A 16393-nucleotide genomic window follows, 5' to 3' on the forward strand; every position below is an offset into this window, starting at 1 on the left:
GACTCAGCGGTCGTCGTTCTCAAGCAACCAGTCGAGCACTTCAGGGATTTCCGATGTGGCCGTCGGCATCGCTACGCCGCGGTCCAGCATGCGCCCCAGTACTTCCAGGTGCGGCAGCACTGTGCCGTAAAAATGCGGTGCGCCACCGCCAATCGGCTGAATCAGCACCGTGGGAAAATTCTCGATGTCGATGTCCTCGCCAAGTCGGTCGGCGTGGGTTTCGATGTCGATCCACACAAAGCAATCGTCAGGATGGCGTCCGGCCATCGCCGCAAACCCGCTCATGTACTCCTTGCACGTCCCGCACCAGTCCGCGCACAGGCAGGCCACCAGCCGGCCACGTGGCCGTTGGGCCAGCGCCTGGCGGACGGCGCCGGGATCTTGTTCGGGAAAGTAAACGGTCATGACGGTTGAAACATGAGCCTCAGGCGGCACCGGATGCGGCAGATTGTAGCGATATTGCCGCGACGGGCCGCTGCACCTCGAAAATTGATCGTCGTCGCGTCCTCGCAAGGTCAGGCCAGCCGGCGATAGCGGTTTCCCGGCAGGCGCTCGGCCGCACCCGCGAGTTCCAGCTGCAAAAGTGTTGTGGACGCCGCCTCCGCAGTCAGGCCACTGCGCTCGCACAACGCATCGAACGTGACAGGATCATAGGCGAGGGCGGCGCCGAGCGCGTCGGAAGGGATGGCCAGCGGACCCGCTTGCGCCCGGTGTGGCGGTCAGGCGCAGCCACGCCACGACGTCAGCGGGGTCGCGTGTCGTTTCGGTTGTCGTGACAACGGCAGCCGGCGCAAGCGCCGGCCCGGAAGAAGGCGCGCCCGCAGGCGCGCGGCATCCTGTCAACGCGGCGTCGTGGCGATATCGCCGACCTTCATCAGGTTGGTCGCGTCCGTCACCAGCGCATATGCGATGCCCGGGAAGACGCGGTAGACGTAGGCCAGCCCGTAGCGGTCATCCGGCAACGTGATTGCGCGGTTGCGGTCGGTCGGGTCCTTCACCTTGCCGCCATCGCGCGACAACGACAGGACGTGCCCCGGTTCCAAGCCGGCGTTGGTACCCGCGTTCAGCACCACCACCTGCTTGGCGCCGCCGTATTGCACGCCGCCATAGACCGCGGCGATGCGGGCATTTACGTCGGATTCCGGCGCGTGCGGCACATAGCGAACCAGCTCGCGCGGCGGCTGGGGCAGCAGCAGCGAGCCCGGCCCCATTTCCTGCAGCGACTGGGTGGCCAGCACGGTGCTGACGCCATCCGGGCCCTCCGGACCATGCGCCACGCGCACGCTGCCTTCATATTGGGCCTCGTAGCCGATGACCTTCTGCGTCATCGGATCGCGCACCGGGTTGGCCGGCCGGAACGCCTGCCAGTCGCTGCCGATGGCAGCGTCCGTCACGCCGATGCCGCGCACATAGGCCGAGTCGCCACGACCCATGTAGACGCGGGCGTCCGGCAGTGCCACGATACGTGCAGAGGTATCGACGGTGCCCTGGTCCACCACCAGCGGACGGAACAGGAATGGCTCGATATCGCCCGCCGGGATGCTCAGGATGGCGTCGCCGTCCACGCCTTCGCCGCGGACACGCGGTGACAGGCGGCTGTCGCCGCTCGCCCCGCCTGGCGCGGTCGTCGACAGGTAGGCACGGCCATCGCGCTGAATCAGGTACAGCACCTGGCCCGGATAGATGAGGTGCGGATTTTGGACCTGCTGCTTGTTCATGCCCCAGAGCTCGGGCCAGCGCCAGGGCTGGCGCAGGAAGCGTCCGGAGATGCCCCACAGGGTGTCGCCGCCACGTACCGTGTACTGGCTTGGCGCAGTGGGAGACAGATCGGAAACCGGGATGCCCTGCTGGGCCGTCCGGTCGGCCTGGGCCAACTGCGTCGGCGAGACGCCGAGGTCGGCGGCCTGGACGGTCATGCCGACTCCGGCAGTGACGCCAGCGACACTCAGCATGAGGAGGGTAAACGCGTGCAGCCTGCGGCCCGACGCCGCTTGTTCTTTGGTAAGATCGCGCATTTTCGTGAACCGGCCGGTAGACGACCGGATTGACCCTGGAGAGCGTGCCTGCTGCGGCGCGCCTTGATTTTTGTACTAGCGCCCCGATTCTGCATGGAAACCCCCGTCGCCGCAACGCGGCCGGGCAGTGGACTGCACCCGGCGTTGCGCCCGAGCATCATGGCCAAACTCGACATCCTCACCTACCCCGATCCCCGCCTGCACAAAGTGGCCAAGCCTGTGGAGGTGGTGGACGACCGCATCCGCCAACTGGTGAAGGACATGGCCGAGACCATGTACGAAGCACCCGGCATCGGCCTGGCGGCAACCCAGGTGGACGTGCACGAGCGCGTCGTGGTGATCGACGTGTCCGAGACCCGCGACGCACTGCAGGTCTTCATCAACCCGGAAATCATCTGGGCCAGCGACAACCGCAAGGTCTGGGAAGAGGGCTGCCTGTCGGTGCCCGAGGTCTACGACCGCGTGGAGCGGCCCGATCGCGTGAAGGTGCGCGCGCTCAATGAAAAGGGCGAGAGCTTCGAACTCGATGCCGACGATATCCTGGCTGTATGTATACAGCACGAGATGGACCACCTGATGGGCAAGGTGTTCGTTGAATACCTGTCGCCGCTCAAGCTCAACCGCATCAAGCAAAAGCTGCAAAAGCGCGTACGGTCGCGGATGTAACAACGCCGTCCGTAGCGCCGCCCCGGGCGCGGGGTCTGCTATCGTTACATCTTCCGAAGAACACACACGTACCGGCCGCTATGCGGCCGGTGTCGTTTTATCGCGGACATCTGCCATGACTCAAGCCCAGCCACTGCGCGTCGCCTTTGCCGGCACGCCGGAATTCGCGCGCATCGCCCTTGAGGCCATCCATGCCGCCGGATTTCCGGTGGTCGCCGTCCTAACCCAGCCGGACCGCCCCGCCGGCCGCGGCATGCAGTTGCAGGCCAGCCCCGTCAAGCAGTTCGCCCTGGACGCCGGACTCGGCCCGGTGCTGCAGCCGCGGTCGCTGCGCCGCCAGGGCAAGTATCCCGAGGAGGCCGGCGCCGCCGTCGATGCACTGGCGGAGATCGCCCCCGATGTGATGGTCGTGGCCGCCTACGGGCTGATCCTCCCGGCGGAGGTCTTGACCTTGCCGCGCCACGGCTGCCTGAACATCCATGCCTCGCTGCTGCCGCGCTGGCGCGGCGCGGCGCCGATCCACCGCGCGATCGAGGCCGGCGACGCCGAAACCGGCATCACGCTGATGCAGATGGATGAAGGGCTCGATACCGGGGCCATGCTGGCGCGCGAGGCGGTGCCCATCGGCACGCCGGACACCACGGGCAGCCTGCACGACACGCTGGCCGCGCTGGGCGGCCGCATGATTGTCGATGCGCTGCGCCAGCTCGCCGCCGGCCAGCCGCTGCCCGCCACGCCACAGCCAGAAGCCGGCGTGACCTATGCCGAGAAGATCGCCAAGGAAGAAGCGCCGCTGGACCTGACCCGCCCGGCCGCGGCGCTGGCCAACCAGGTGCGCGCGTTCAACCCGTTCCCGGGCGCCACGGTGCAGGTGGGCGATACGGTCATCAAGTGCTGGCAGGCGCTGCCGCTGGCCGCGTCTACCAGCCTGCCTCACCCGCCGGGGACCGTGCTGGCGGCCGATGCCGCCGGCGTGATCATCGCGTGCGGGGAGGGCAGTGCGCTGCAGGTCACCGAACTCCAGAAACCCGGGGGGCGCCGCCAGCCCGCGCAACAGTTTCTCCAGGCAATGCCGCTGCCGCCAGGCACACGCTGTGCCGTCCCCGACGCCAAGGCATAATCAGACTCGTCCTGTTCCACACCCACGCCCTCACGCCATGTTTGGCATCATCGATCTGCCGCTGTTCGTCGGCGCCGTCTTCCTGCTCAACATCACGCCCGGGCCGGATACCGCCTATATCGTCGGACGCAGCGTGGCACAGGGCCGCGCGGCCGGTGTGATGTCCGCGCTCGGTGTGAGTGCCGGATGCTGCGTGCACGCATTGGCCACAGCTTTCGGGCTGACCGCGCTGCTGGCGGCATCGCCGGCCGCCTTCACGGTCATCAAGTTCGCCGGCGCAGCCTACCTGGTCTGGCTGGGCGTGAAGCTGATCTGGCCGCGCCTGGGAGCGTCGCGCTCCACCGCGCTGGCCGGGGAGCCGGATGGCGCGCAGGATCAGCCGCGCAACGGTCATCGCAGCCTGCGGGCCCTGTTCATGCAGGGATTCCTGACCAACGTGCTGAACCCGAAAGTGGTGCTCTTCTTCGTGTCGTTCTTCCCACAGTTCGTGGATCCGCGTGCCGGGCACCAGGCGGCGGCGTTCCTGCTGCTTGGCGCCGTCATGGTGCTGATGTCGACGATCTGGAACTCGCTGGTCGCCTGGTTGGCCGGAACCCTGACACGCAAGGTCGGGCAGACGCCACGCCTGAAGTGCTGGCTGGATCGCGTGGTGGGCACGGCCTTCATCGGCCTGGGCGCGCGGCTGGCCCTGACGCAGCGATAGGCCGGCAAGCCGGCCATCCGCGTAAAACCCAGCAACTGGCATTGAATTTCCACCGTCCCGGCACTATCTAACTGTCATCGCGTCCCGCAGGGGCGGGTACGCGTCTGACGAAATGGAGCGCAAGCCATGTTCAACTGGGTCAAGACCTTCATGCTGATGGCAGCCATCACGGCGCTGTTCATCGTCATCGGCGGCATGATCGGCGGACGCAGCGGCATGATGTTCGCGTTGCTGATCGCGCTCGGGATGAACTTCTTCTCCTACTGGTTCTCGGACAAGATGGTCCTGCGCATGTACAACGCGCAGGAAGTCGACGCCAGCACCGCGCCGCAGTTCTACAACATGGTGCAGGAGCTGGCGCAGCGCGCCGGCCTGCCCATGCCGCGCGTGTACCTGATCAACGAGGACGCGCCCAACGCGTTTGCCACGGGCCGCAATCCCGAGCACGCCGCAGTGGCCGCCACCACGGGCATCCTCCGCGTGCTGTCCGACCGCGAACTGCGCGGCGTGATGGCTCACGAACTGGCGCACGTGCGTCATCGCGACATCCTGACCTCGACCATTGCGGCCACGATGGCCGGTGCGATCTCGGCGCTGGCCAACATGGCGATGTTCTTTGGTGGCCGCGACGAAAATGGCAATCGGACGAATCCGATCGCCAGCATCGCCGTGGCCATCCTGGCGCCGCTGGCGGCATCGCTGATCCAGATGGCGATCTCGCGCTCACGCGAATTTGAGGCCGACCGCGGTGGCGCGGAGATCAGTGGCGATCCGCAGGCCCTGGCCAGCGCGCTCGACAAGATCCACCGTTACGCGCAGGGCATTCCGTTCCAGGCGGCCGAGGAGCACCCGGCCACGGCACAGATGATGATCATGAACCCGCTGTCGGGCGGCGGCATCGCCAACCTGTTTTCGACTCACCCGGCCACCGAGGAACGCATTGCACGCCTGATGCACATGGCCCAGACGGGCACTTATCCGGCCTGAGCGCCACCCCGTCCGCTGCGTGAATCCGGCAACCCGTCCGACAACGGGTAAACTGCCCGCTGTGTTCCGATCGGAGCCAGCGGGTATTTTTATTGCCCGCCGGGGCGCGTGACCCGTTATGCGTCGCTTTCCACAGATTTTCGATTTTCCGAGTTTTCGTCATACCCATGCGCCTGCCCCACGATTCCCTTGCCTTCCAGATGCTCGGCGCCGCCGCGGCTGTTCGCGGCGTCCACGAAGGCACGGCACTGCCGCAGGCCATTGAAGATGCCGCCGCCCAACTGCGCCTGGACCGCGTGCGCGATGCCGCCACACGCGGCGCCGTGCAGGACCTGGCCTACCGCACCGTGCGCCAGTTCGGCACCACCCGCGCGCTGGTCACCCAGCTCGTGACGCGCCCGCCTGGCGCCCTCGTCGATTCCTTGCTGGCCGTGGCCCTGGCGCTGCTGCTGGAAGGCGAGCAAGGCGAAGCCGAGAAGCCTGGCCGCGGCGGCTACAGCGAATTCACGGTGGTGGACCAGGCCGTCAGCGCGGCGGCTTCCGAGCCCAAGACCGCGCATGCGCGCGGCCTCGTGAACGCCGTGCTGCGCCGGTTCCTGCGTGAGCGCAAAACGCTGATGCAGACCGTCAGCCAGGACGAGGAAGCGCGCTGGAACCTGCCGGGCTGGTGGCTCACGCAACTGCGCAACGCATATCCGGATCAATGGCAGACGCTGGCGGAGAGCGTCAACACGCGTCCGCCGATGACCCTGCGCGTCAACACCTCGCGCATCTCGGTGGCGCAATACCTGACGCAGCTCGCCAATGCCGGCATGGCCGGCACAGCCGTGGGCACGCAGGCAGTGCGGCTGGTGCGCGCGTTCCCCGTTGCGCAGGTTCCCGGTTTCGCCGAAGGCGACGTCTCCGTGCAGGACGCCGGCGCACAACTGGCGGCACCACTGTGCGAAGTTTCTGATGGCATGCGCGTGCTCGACGCCTGTGCGGCACCTGGCGGCAAGACCGGCCATCTGCTGGAGCTCGCCGACATCCATGTGACCGCGGTGGAAACCGACGCGCAGCGTGCCGCGCGCATTCACGACAATCTCGCCCGGCTGGGACAGAACGCCGAGGTCATCGTGGGTGATGCCAGCCGTCCTAAGGACTGGTGGGACGGCCAGCAGTTCGACCGCATCCTGGCGGACGTGCCGTGCTCGGCCTCGGGCATTGTGCGGCGGCATCCGGACATCCGCTGGTTGCGGCGCGAATCCGATATTGGGCGCCTGATCAACGAACAGCGGCGCATCGTTTCGCAGCTGTGGCCACTGCTGAAGCCGGGCGGCATTCTCGTTTATGTGACCTGTTCTATTTTCCCAACGGAAGGCGAAGAGCAGGCGCTCTGGTTTGGTGCGCAGCTACCAGATGCGATACGATTGCAGGCGCCGGGACAACTGCTGCCCGGTACGAAGGCGCCTGAAACGGCCAGTGGCGATGCCGCTGGCGAGGCAAGCCTGCCATCCGATCATGATGGCTTCTACTACGCCCGCTTCCAGAAACGCGCCTGATTTCAACCGATGCTGAACCCGCTGCGCTTGTTCGTCCTACGTGTCCCGGGTGACGCAGCGCGCGGGTTGCCAGCCGGCCCGCTGGGCCGCATCCTGCGCGGCTGGTGGGTGGTAGCCCTGCTGCTGCTGGCGCTGCTGGTGCACTGCCCGGGCGCGTCGGCACAGCTGATCGAGAATAACGAGGCCCGCGTCGAGTACCAGGACGGTGGCTTCGATCTCGCGGCATCGTTCGATTTCGACCTGCCCCCCGCCCTCGAGGATGCGCTCCACAAGGGCATCTCGCTGTATTTCGTCGTCGATTTCCAGCTCACGCGGCCACGCTGGTACTGGTTCGACGAAAAGCCGGTCAACGCCAGCCGCAGCGTACGTCTTTCCTACCAGCCGCTGACGCGACAGTACCGCGTCTCCACGGGCGGCCTGCAACTGCCGTTCAGCCGGCTGAAGAGCGCGCTCCAGTTCATCCAGCAGGTCCGTGCGTGGCGCGTATTCGAGCGCAATCAGGTCAAGCCCGGCGAGACCTATCACGCCGAGGTCCGCATGCGGCTGGACCTGTCGCAGCTGCCCAAGCCGTTCCAGATCAACGCGGTGAACACGCGCGAATGGAACCTGTCCTCTGACTGGAAGCGCTTCAACTACACGGTACCGACCAACCTGGATAACCCACAACCGCTCCCCGCGCCGATCGCACCGCCGCCAGTGGCTCCGCCGCCCGCCGCTCCCGGCTCCGCGCCGGCCGCGGCCTCCGCGCCTGTCGCCGATGCGCGCAGCACACCGTTCTCGCAAACGGTGTCCACGGTGCTGTCCCCCAGTCAACTGGTCCAGCCCAACGCGAGCCAGCCATGAACGGCACGCCGTGGGATAGCAGGTTTCGCCGCGTGCTCTATCGCATCGTGGCGGGCATCATCGTCTTCCTGGCGCTGGTGCTGGTGGGACTGCTGGCGGGAGCCTCCGCCAATACCGAATTCTTCGACCGGTATTTCACGCTCCTCTTCAAGATCAACCTGGTCGTCGGCGTCCTGCTGATCCTGACCATCGGCGCGCTCGGGTTCACGCTGTGGCTGCGCTATCGCCGCGGCAAGTTTGGCACGCGGCTGATGACCAAGCTGGCCGTGTTCTTCGGCGTGGTGGGCGTGCTGCCCGGCGTGCTGATCTATTTGGTGTCGCTGCAGTTTGTCTCGCGCAGCATCGAGTCATGGTTCGACGTGCGCGTGGAGACCGCGCTCGAAGCCGGCCTGAATCTCGGACGCTCCACCATCGACAGCTCGCTGGCCGACCTGCAGGGCAAGGCGCGCCTGATGGCCGACCAGCTCACCGGAGCATCGGGCATCGCCACATCGCTCCAGCTGAACCGACTGCGCGAACAGTATGGCGTGCAGGAGGCCGCGATCTTTACCGGCAGCGGCCGCGTGCTGGCCACCGCATCGAGCAACTATGCCTCGCTGGTCCCGGACCTGCCGTCAGGCATGCTGGCCGAGCAGGCGCGCATGGCCGGGGGCTATGCTGCGGTGGAAGGCGGCACCGATCCCGCCGCCGAGGGCCGGCGCCCGGACCGCATCGATAGCAGTCACCTGTACCGGCTGCGCGTCATCATCCCGCTCGGGACCGCGCCGTCGCCGGCGCCCGTCGACGCCCAGGCGAAGGCCGCTGGCAGCGCCGCCTCCGCGCAACGCCCGCCGCGCGCCGCCATGACCGCGCCCGGCAGCCGCTGGGCCGGCTCGGGCCTTTCGGTGGAGCGGCGTCAGGAAGACGCACCGGCCATCGGCTTCGGACTCGTCGGCGATACGGTGCGCGAGGAACGCTATCTGCAGGTGCTGCATCCCGTGCCGGCCGTGCTGGCCCGCAATGCGGACGAGGTCCAGCGTGCGTACCAGGAGTACCAGGAAAAGGCGTTGGGGCGGACGGGGCTGCGCAAGATGTATATCGGCACGCTGACGCTGACGCTGTTCCTGGCGGTGTTCATCGCCGTGATGCTCGCGCTGCTGCTGGGCGGCCAGTTGGCGCGTCCGCTGCTGATGCTGCTGCAGGGAACCAAGGAGGTGGCCGAGGGCGATCTCTCGCCCAAGCGTGAACTCAAGAGCCGCGACGAGCTGGGCATGCTGACGCAGCAGTTCAACCAGATGACCCGTCAGCTGTCGGAGGCCCGCATCGCCGTGGAAGAAAACCGCACCGCGCTGGAACAGTCGAAGGCGTACCTCGAAAGCGTGCTGCAGAATCTGACCGCCGGGGTGCTGGTGTTCGACCGCCGCTTTGCGCTGATCACGGCCAACCCCGGCGCGGAACGCATCTTCCGCCAGCCGTTCGCGGGCGTGCTGGGCCAGCGTGTCGAGCAAGTCCCGGGCATGGGGGAGTTTGGCGAGATCGTCCGCCAGGCCTTCTCCGAGCAGACCACCAGCGAAGTCCTGGGTGGCGCGCAGCACTGGCAGAAGCAGATCGAGCTGCCGCAGGGCGACGAGGAACAACCGCTCACCCTGCTGGTGCGCGGCGCACATTTGCCGGGCGGCAGCCGCGACGAACCCGGCTACGTGGTGGTGTTCGACGATATTTCCGATGTGATCGCGGCCCAGCGTTCGGTGGCATGGGGCGAAGTGGCGCGCCGGCTGGCGCATGAAATCAAGAACCCGCTGACGCCGATCCAGCTGTCCGCCGAGCGCCTGCAGATGAAGTTGTCACCGAAACTTGAGCATTCCGACGCGGAAGTGCTAAAGCGCGGGGCTGCGACGATCGTTAACCAGGTAGCGGCAATGAAACGGATGGTGGACGACTTCCGCGACTATGCCCGCACGCCGCCCGCGGTGGTGCAGGCGCTGGCCCTCAACAGCCTGGTGGCAGAAGTCTTGCATCTGTACGGGATTGACGATCCCGCCGTGCATGAACACCCGGTGATTCATTCGGCGCTGGGCCCCGGACTCCCTGAAATCAAGGGCGATCCGACCCAGCTGCGACAGGTTATCCACAATCTGCTGCAGAATGCGCAGGATGCGGTGGCAGACAACGTGGCGGCGGGTAGGGCCGCGCCCCATATCACTCTGCACACCGAGACTGTAGAATACAAAGATTCTGCCGGCGAAGACCGGCAGGCCGTCAAGCTGTCCATCGCAGATAATGGTCCAGGTTTCGCGCCACGGATTCTCAGCCGTGCGTTCGAACCCTACGTGACCACGAAAGCCAAAGGTACGGGACTTGGGCTGGCGATGGTAAAAAAGATCATTGACGAACACGGAGCGCGCATCGAGTTGCGCAACCGTATGGACGGCACCGACATTGTCGGGGCACAGATCTCGATCCTGTTCGTTAAACTGGCATAGTCAATCTTGCGTCGTCGGCCAGTCGGCGACGCTGCGGTGGGGTTAAGAGGGGAAGTATGGCAACCATCCTCGTAGTCGACGACGAAATGGGTATCCGGGAACTACTCTCGGAGATCCTGAGTGACGAAGGCCATGTGGTCGAACTGGCGGAAAACGCCCAGCAGGCACGCGAGTACCGTGCGGGCTCCACGCCCGATCTTGTCCTGCTCGATATCTGGATGCCGGATACCGATGGCGTCACGCTGTTGAAGGAGTGGTCGGCACAGGGCTACCTGACGATGCCGGTCATCATGATGTCCGGTCACGCCACGATTGATACCGCGGTGGAGGCCACCAAGATCGGTGCGCTGAACTTCCTCGAGAAGCCCATCGCGCTGCAAAAGCTGCTGTCCGCCGTGGAGCAAGGTCTGGCGCGCGGCATCGAACGACCGCGTGCGGCCGCACCGGCCGCCACCGCGACGCCTGCCGCCACGAATACGCCCGGCGAATCCGCCATGGCCGCGTCGGTTCCCGCCGAGATGCCAGCGGAAACTTCCGCCAACGGCAGTCCGGCACGCCTGCCCGAGGCCGAGATGCACTTCTCCTTCGACATGCCGCTCCGCGAGGCTCGCGACCTGTTCGAGCGCGCCTATTTCGAATATCACCTGGTGCGTGAGCACGGCAGCATGACGCGCGTGGCCGAGAAGACCGGCCTTGAGCGCACGCACCTCTATCGCAAGCTCAAGCAGCTTGGCGTGGAACTGGGCCGCAACAAGCCCGAGCCCACGGAGCAGTAACAGTGATGCACGGGACGCTTGACTGGTCTCATCCTCGCTGATATAGTTTCGCTTCTTTGGCCCGGTAGCTCAGTCGGTAGAGCAGAGGATTGAAAATCCTTGTGTCGGCGGTTCGATTCCGTCCCAGGCCACCAGACATATCAAGGGGTTGCAGCGCTTCGCGTTGCAGCCCCTTGTTCGTTTCGGCGGCCATGTAACACGAAATGTAAGCGAATTTCGGCAGTTCGCTGCTCGCAACGCAACGCGTTGGTTCCCCCACCGAGTACTTCGCCCACCTCCCTACAATGTAGGCTCGAACTTGCGGTTCACTGGGGGCGCCATGACAGGTCTTTCGGACAAGACAAGGTTGGCTCGCGCGGAGAAGCGAGTCTCCCAGCTTGAATGGGAAGTCGAGCGCTTAGAACGGACACTGGATGCCGCATGTCGCGGCTTAGTCGATATGGCACCGCCTGAGCTGGCTGACATTCTGGACAGCAACTACGGCTGCGCGACGCGAAACGACGTCTTTGCATGGGCAGAGCGCACGGCGAGTCAAATTATCGATGTCACCGCCGGCGACCTGCTGAGAGCACACCCGACCGATCTTTTCGGCCCACGGATGGCTTGCCCCCTTTGCCGGAAGGAAACGCGCTCCTTCTACCCGGAAGGGTTCAAACTACCAGACGGATTGAAGCGGCATCTGCTGGGTGCCGGGAATTGCCGCGATACGCAATGCCCGGTTTTTAGGGCTGCGGTTGAACTGGCTTATCTGCGCGCTCTCCGCCGCAGCGGCACCTCCTACGATTCCACACCGCGCGGCGAAGAAGGGAACGTCACTCGCCTAACCGAACGCATATTGACTCCGACTTCTCAGCCCCCGCACAAGGCGCGACGAGGTCGACCGCGCCTGCCTCCCCCATGAACGGGCAGCCTTAGAGTGCGATGAGTCCCGTGCCTTCGCTTTCTCGGGAGAGCTGTTTTTCATTCCAATACCTCGCGCGCGCCGGAATCGGTTTCGAGGAAAGAGCAAAGTGTGCAACGTTCTTGTACACGCTACGTTCGGGCAAACGCCCGCATATCTCCGATGCGTAACAGTCGCGGCACTTGGCACCTTGGTCGAAAGTGCTGCCACCCAAGTATGCAAGGCGGTGCCGGCCTGCCGCATCTTTACCCTAGCGGCCTGCCCTCCACGGCGCTGTCCCGCTCACGCAGGTAAGCGTCGGCCTAAAGGCTATAGAACACGCCAATCAAAGGAACTACCAGATGACTAGCCGCGCGCTGTATCTAAATGTGGATTCCCTTTCCGTTTTCGCCAGCGACGAGGAGCCCTCCCGCTTTCTCCGGACCTGGAGCGGCAACGTCGTGCTCATGGGCGATAGTCTCGATGACGACGACTTTATCGAAATTGGCCACTTCCTCGTGCGGTATGTGGATGTGGAAGGCGCCGTTGCAGAAGGCTATTCGGTGTTTGACGTTTTTGATTCGGACAGCGTCACCGCAGACTACTATGACGCATTGTTCAACGAAGACAACATCAGCCTCTTCAAGGAGAATCTGGCCGGCTTGGAATCTGGCACGGACTATGGAGTGGGCACCTTCAATGTTCTGATTCTTGACCGACTCATCATTTTTCCGGGCTATAGAGGAAAAGGGTTTGGACTCGCCGCGCTGGCCGCAATGATCAACTGGTTTCGATTGGGGGCAGGACTGATCGTGATGAAGCCGTTCCCGCTTCAGTTCGAATCCGCCTTAAGAAAGGAAAGCCGCGCGGAGGAACGAGAACAACTGGGGCTGTCCGCCTTCAGTGGCAACCAACGCTCAGCAACCATGAAGTTGAAGCGACTTTATGGCGAGCTCGGATTCAAAGCCATTCGCGGAACGGACTTCATGATGCTGTCTCAGCAAACCCCCTTGCCGAGGGTCGACGACCTGATTCGCGACGATAACGCCGTATAGAACGTCACCGCAGAGTTGCGGTCGAGCATATCCCTGCACGCTTACCGCCTTGCTTGAAAGGCTCGCCCCTAGGCTAGTGGAACTGGTGCCGGCTGAGAGAACCCTACACGGTGCTAGTGTTCGGGCGGGCGAACCCGTGGGCGTTTCAGGGCTGGCCATACGTGTTTCCCGGGCGTACAAATTCGGCCCCCGACATCCTTTCAACCATGGCAGGAAGGGCTTGCCACCATAGCAATCCGACCAGCGCCGACCGCCAAAAAATAATAATGATTTTCATTATCTAATTTCGCGTCAATAAGGAAAAGTCTACCCACGCGGTCTTCGACGCCCAAGCTCTAGGGATTGCGTACCCCCTCCCCGCCGAATCTCTTCGAAGTACAACGTAGCAAGCAACCGTTGCGCGCTTTGCGCGATTGTGGCCCCATTGAACAATTCGCTCCTGATCGATAGCGATCCGAAACTCGGATGCGCCGCGAGGCAGCACCAAGGTTACAGGCTAGGGGTGCACGACAATGAATAGCTGGAAGCAGAATGACGAAAGCAAACAGGAAGAGGCGCAGCCAACGCCGCCGATGATCGACCTGACAAAGCCCGAGAAGATTCTTGGAGAACTGTTCGACGACGACCGCTGGGTCAAGGACAAGTTCGCCCACCATCTTGCCGGCGAGCTAATTGAACTGTCAGAGGCGCTAGCAGCGTGTTTCCGCCTCCTGCCAAGGCTCAATGAAGCTGCCAACAAGACGTCGACGAAGCGCACTGCACTAGTCGCGGCCTTCGCCTTCGGCGTTCTCGATGACCTCTTGGTTTCAACCAAGCTCCTGCTGGCAGGCAAGCTACTCGCCGCCGGCAACGTAATGCGCCAAGCGATTGAAGGCGTGGCCATCTCGATCCTGTGCTCGACCGACGACCTGTTGGTTATTGGCAAGAAGGAGAATCGGCCGGTCATGGCGCGCTATTGGGAGAAACTAGAGGGCGGCGACAAGCGTACCCAAGGGCATCTCGCCATCAACCAACTCTCGTGGAATGCCCCTGTTCTCCGCGTTAGTGCCGACGCTGTCCAGCGTCTGCGCCAGGCGAAGGATCACTACAACACGTTCAGTCATACCGGCGCATTTGCGATTGCAAGCCGAGTTTCACTTGAAGCCGTCGGGGTAGCCTACGTTGGCGGCCACTTCGACCCAGCGAAACTGGAGGCGTATCACATCGAAATGAGAGAGCGGCTCGGGCTGTGTCGAGTGCTGCCGCCGTTCATGGAGCGCCTGATCGCGACTATGGTGCCATCACCCCAGCGCGGCAATGTAGTCGTCCCTTAAACCTCCGGACCCGCTCCAATCCAGACGACGCGATTGCGCAGTTGACAGATCGGTGTGCCGAAAATAAAACCCCACACTGGCAAAATGCGGGGTTCATCAGCAGGCTGAGGAGAGATTCTTATCCACCCTTTTTATGTCTTAGTCCCGGGCTTCCTTTGAAGCATTAACATCCTGCTCCTGCTTGTAAGCTGGTTTTGCCTGGGAAGTAGCACTTGCGTGAGTACTAGTGGCGCCCCTCATCGAGTCGGCTGTTAGTACATAAGTTCGCTTCCATTCAGGCCAGCCACTCGCAACTGTCCGAGCCCGTTCAAAGTTACTTTCCTTCATGGTTACCTCCTTTGTCATCTGCAAGTGCTGAGAGCTCATTAATGAGGTTAACTTCAGCTTCCAAGTAAGAAAGCGGCTTCATGGGAACCCTCAGCTCGGCATTACCGCGATCCCACTTAATTACCTTTCCCGCATCCTTTCTCACGACGTTCCTGCCACTACTTAAGTTCATCGAAAATAAATCGACGAATCGCCGCGGTCCAATACCAACAAAAGGCTCAAACTTAACCTTATCTTTTACGCCTTCGCCATTAGCTTCAATTGAGTCGCTGTGCATCTCCACGGCATAGCTCTTTGGATAAGGCTCGACAAATTTAACCTTTTCAACACCTGCCGCGACAATATGCTTCGCGCAATTATGGCAGGGATATGTTGTGGTATATAAGGTACTACCTCGCACAGAGATTCCATTACGGGCTGCGGACAGCAAAGCCTCCATTTCAGCATGTACGGCGCGTCCGTACTCAGTAATTTCGAGAACCCCTGTGCCCTTTAGCGCTTTAAGCCCTTTTTCCAACAATACCTCATCAGGTTCAGCCGAATCGGATTTCAACCGATGCATGATCTCGAGAGTGATTTCACGTTTTCTCTTCTCATTAAAATCCTCCCCCTTCACATAATCGCGCTTATCGTCTTCACCCGGCCAATACAATCCGCCCCCAAATTTCGGAACATCGTTCGCACCAGTCGCAACAATATCTTTATTCTTGTTTGCAATGACGGCACCAACCTGCCGGGATAGATCTGCTGATCGTAAAGAGGCAGCGTATGCCATGAACATAGCATACTCATCTTCGGTAGGGGGAACCACCGGTTTGGAAAAAAGGAGGTCCAGGATTCTCAAAAGCTGATCCGAGAGTCTTGCGGCATCGTCTGTTGTGACGAAAGCATCAGCCAACTGGAACACATCGCGCGTACGCTGACCGTAATCGCCAGCCTCTCTATCATCTCGATCAATTAGACGACCGATTTCACCCTCAGGTATCCCCTTAACATTTTTAAGATAATTTTTTCTCGTCCTAATACTGGAGGAAACGCCAAGAAGAAAAAAACCGTCCCCATAGACACTTCTCAGGGTCGCAACTTCTCCGGGGTGCTTTAGCGACCGAATAACGTGTGCCGTCCGTGGCAGCGGCCCCGGATCATCGCCTTGGCGATTCTTACTAATTTCATTTATTGCGAGCAAAGCGAAAAAATCGCCGCGACCATACTTTTCGCGACAATACTTCCCATTGTTCATCCCTTGATCGAGGCGCTCCAACTCGCTCTTACACTCCACATCATTTTTAACATAGGCGGCGCAAAGCTTACTGACATGAATCCAATTTGCCGAATATTTGAATTGCTGGAGCATCGACTCCAGTCGATTCTTTACATCATCCAAATTGACACCAACCGGCGCAACCAAACCGATCACAATTTCACAATCTTTGGAATACGCCTCTTCCATATCAACCCCTTTTAATTCCATTCTGCCGTTTTTCGGCATTTTTTACGACTTTAATTGTATAGATACTTAACCATTTTTCAAGCCATTGGTTAAAATTGCGTTGCACAAAATACACAAGACAGCCCGAAGCCTGCACGTCCAATTAGGCTCTAAGTTCGCTCGCGCTCGGTGTTAAAAGGCGCCATCTATATTCACAGCATTTATTAATAATGTGCTGACAACAAATAAAGGTGCCAGCGCATCGATTTGAAGAAG

At 62.3% G+C, this 16393-nt stretch carries 14 protein-coding genes, 1 tRNA gene and 1 pseudogene; 12 read left to right on the top strand and 4 right to left on the bottom strand.

Annotation, left to right across the window (positions count from 1 at the left end; translation table 11 throughout):
* Positions 1 to 3: 3 nt before the first annotated feature.
* From AC1DOX_RS11760 to AC1DOX_RS11770, 3 genes and pseudogenes are all read right to left on the bottom strand, one after another.
* Positions 4 to 405: a thioredoxin family protein gene (locus AC1DOX_RS11760; RefSeq protein ID WP_092138401.1), complete on the bottom strand. Its 402-nt coding sequence runs from the start codon at positions 403 to 405 to the stop codon at positions 4 to 6.
* A 110-nt stretch (positions 406 to 515) separates the two neighbouring features.
* Positions 516 to 704 (bottom strand): annotated as a pseudogene (locus AC1DOX_RS11765) (DprA-like winged helix domain-containing protein); the annotation flags it as partial.
* A gap of 135 nt (positions 705 to 839) precedes the next feature.
* Positions 840 to 2015 carry a LysM peptidoglycan-binding domain-containing protein gene (locus AC1DOX_RS11770; RefSeq protein ID WP_092138403.1) on the bottom strand — a complete coding sequence of 392 codons (1176 nt, stop codon included), beginning with the start codon at positions 2013 to 2015 and terminating at the stop codon, positions 840 to 842.
* 159 nt (positions 2016 to 2174) lie between these two features.
* On the opposite strand from AC1DOX_RS11770, the gene def reads away from it, so the two are divergent.
* The 12 genes from def to AC1DOX_RS11830 all read left to right on the top strand — a co-directional run bounded on the left by def (position 2175) and on the right by AC1DOX_RS11830 (position 14361).
* Positions 2175 to 2681 carry a peptide deformylase gene (gene def, locus AC1DOX_RS11775; RefSeq protein ID WP_092138404.1) on the top strand — a complete coding sequence of 169 codons (507 nt, stop codon included), beginning with the start codon at positions 2175 to 2177 and terminating at the stop codon, positions 2679 to 2681.
* Positions 2682 to 2796: 115 nt separating this feature from the next.
* Positions 2797 to 3801 carry a methionyl-tRNA formyltransferase gene (gene fmt, locus AC1DOX_RS11780; protein WP_441618799.1) on the top strand — a complete coding sequence of 335 codons (1005 nt, stop codon included), beginning with the start codon at positions 2797 to 2799 and terminating at the stop codon, positions 3799 to 3801.
* A gap of 37 nt (positions 3802 to 3838) precedes the next feature.
* A complete protein-coding gene (locus tag AC1DOX_RS11785; protein WP_092138406.1) occupies positions 3839 to 4504 on the top strand; it encodes a LysE family translocator in 666 nt (221 codons plus the stop codon).
* A gap of 126 nt (positions 4505 to 4630) precedes the next feature.
* Positions 4631 to 5491, top strand: coding sequence for a zinc metalloprotease HtpX (gene htpX / locus AC1DOX_RS11790; RefSeq protein ID WP_441618801.1), 861 nt, complete (start codon positions 4631 to 4633; stop codon positions 5489 to 5491).
* A 167-nt stretch (positions 5492 to 5658) separates the two neighbouring features.
* On the top strand, positions 5659 to 7032 hold the full coding sequence (gene rsmB / locus AC1DOX_RS11795) for a 16S rRNA (cytosine(967)-C(5))-methyltransferase RsmB (protein ID WP_441618803.1): 1374 nt from the start codon (positions 5659 to 5661) through the stop codon (positions 7030 to 7032).
* A gap of 9 nt (positions 7033 to 7041) precedes the next feature.
* Positions 7042 to 7875: a DUF4390 domain-containing protein gene (locus AC1DOX_RS11800; protein ID WP_441618805.1), complete on the top strand. Its 834-nt coding sequence runs from the start codon at positions 7042 to 7044 to the stop codon at positions 7873 to 7875.
* Positions 7872 to 10337 (top strand): sensor histidine kinase, encoded by a 2466-nt coding sequence (locus AC1DOX_RS11805; protein WP_441618807.1) that lies wholly within the window; start codon positions 7872 to 7874, stop codon positions 10335 to 10337. Before AC1DOX_RS11800 ends, AC1DOX_RS11805 begins: the two co-directional genes overlap by 4 nt.
* 56 nt (positions 10338 to 10393) lie before the next feature.
* The gene (locus AC1DOX_RS11810; RefSeq protein ID WP_441618809.1) at positions 10394 to 11113 is read left to right on the top strand and encodes a response regulator; all 720 of its coding nucleotides are present in this window, start codon (positions 10394 to 10396) and stop codon (positions 11111 to 11113) included.
* Positions 11114 to 11171: 58 nt separating this feature from the next.
* Positions 11172 to 11247 (top strand) — tRNA-Phe (locus AC1DOX_RS11815).
* Between the two features lie 185 nt (positions 11248 to 11432).
* Positions 11433 to 12014, top strand: a complete 582-nt coding sequence (locus tag AC1DOX_RS11820) for a hypothetical protein (protein ID WP_477114021.1) — start codon at positions 11433 to 11435, stop codon at positions 12012 to 12014.
* 341 nt (positions 12015 to 12355) lie between these two features.
* Positions 12356 to 13048 (top strand): hypothetical protein, encoded by a 693-nt coding sequence (locus tag AC1DOX_RS11825; protein WP_477114022.1) that lies wholly within the window; start codon positions 12356 to 12358, stop codon positions 13046 to 13048.
* Between the two features lie 512 nt (positions 13049 to 13560).
* A complete protein-coding gene (locus tag AC1DOX_RS11830; RefSeq protein ID WP_477114023.1) occupies positions 13561 to 14361 on the top strand; it encodes a hypothetical protein in 801 nt (266 codons plus the stop codon).
* Positions 14362 to 14674: 313 nt separating this feature from the next.
* Here AC1DOX_RS11830 and AC1DOX_RS11835 read toward each other — a convergent pair whose 3' ends face one another.
* The gene (locus AC1DOX_RS11835) at positions 14675 to 16177 is read right to left on the bottom strand and encodes an anti-phage dCTP deaminase (RefSeq protein WP_477114024.1); all 1503 of its coding nucleotides are present in this window, start codon (positions 16175 to 16177) and stop codon (positions 14675 to 14677) included.
* Positions 16178 to 16393: the final 216 nt, after the last annotated feature.

The sequence above is a fragment of the Cupriavidus sp. 01L415 genome (genome assembly GCF_056400065.1).

Bases quoted from the DNA above. Each gene is read 5' to 3' on its own strand.
- AC1DOX_RS11760 (WP_092138401.1), bottom strand. From the start codon at position 405: ATGACCGTTTACTTTCCCGAACAAGATCCCGGCGCCGTCCGCCAGGCG.
- AC1DOX_RS11770 (WP_092138403.1), bottom strand. From the start codon at position 2,015: ATGCGCGATCTTACCAAAGAACAAGCGGCGTCGGGCCGCAGGCTGCAC.
- def (WP_092138404.1), top strand. From the start codon at position 2,175: ATGGCCAAACTCGACATCCTCACCTACCCCGATCCCCGCCTGCACAAA.
- fmt (WP_441618799.1), top strand. From the start codon at position 2,797: ATGACTCAAGCCCAGCCACTGCGCGTCGCCTTTGCCGGCACGCCGGAA.
- AC1DOX_RS11785 (WP_092138406.1), top strand. From the start codon at position 3,839: ATGTTTGGCATCATCGATCTGCCGCTGTTCGTCGGCGCCGTCTTCCTG.
- htpX (WP_441618801.1), top strand. From the start codon at position 4,631: ATGTTCAACTGGGTCAAGACCTTCATGCTGATGGCAGCCATCACGGCG.
- rsmB (WP_441618803.1), top strand. From the start codon at position 5,659: ATGCGCCTGCCCCACGATTCCCTTGCCTTCCAGATGCTCGGCGCCGCC.
- AC1DOX_RS11800 (WP_441618805.1), top strand. From the start codon at position 7,042: ATGCTGAACCCGCTGCGCTTGTTCGTCCTACGTGTCCCGGGTGACGCA.
- AC1DOX_RS11805 (WP_441618807.1), top strand. From the start codon at position 7,872: ATGAACGGCACGCCGTGGGATAGCAGGTTTCGCCGCGTGCTCTATCGC.
- AC1DOX_RS11810 (WP_441618809.1), top strand. From the start codon at position 10,394: ATGGCAACCATCCTCGTAGTCGACGACGAAATGGGTATCCGGGAACTA.
- AC1DOX_RS11820 (WP_477114021.1), top strand. From the start codon at position 11,433: ATGACAGGTCTTTCGGACAAGACAAGGTTGGCTCGCGCGGAGAAGCGA.
- AC1DOX_RS11825 (WP_477114022.1), top strand. From the start codon at position 12,356: ATGACTAGCCGCGCGCTGTATCTAAATGTGGATTCCCTTTCCGTTTTC.
- AC1DOX_RS11830 (WP_477114023.1), top strand. From the start codon at position 13,561: ATGAATAGCTGGAAGCAGAATGACGAAAGCAAACAGGAAGAGGCGCAG.
- AC1DOX_RS11835 (WP_477114024.1), bottom strand. From the start codon at position 16,177: ATGCCGAAAAACGGCAGAATGGAATTAAAAGGGGTTGATATGGAAGAG.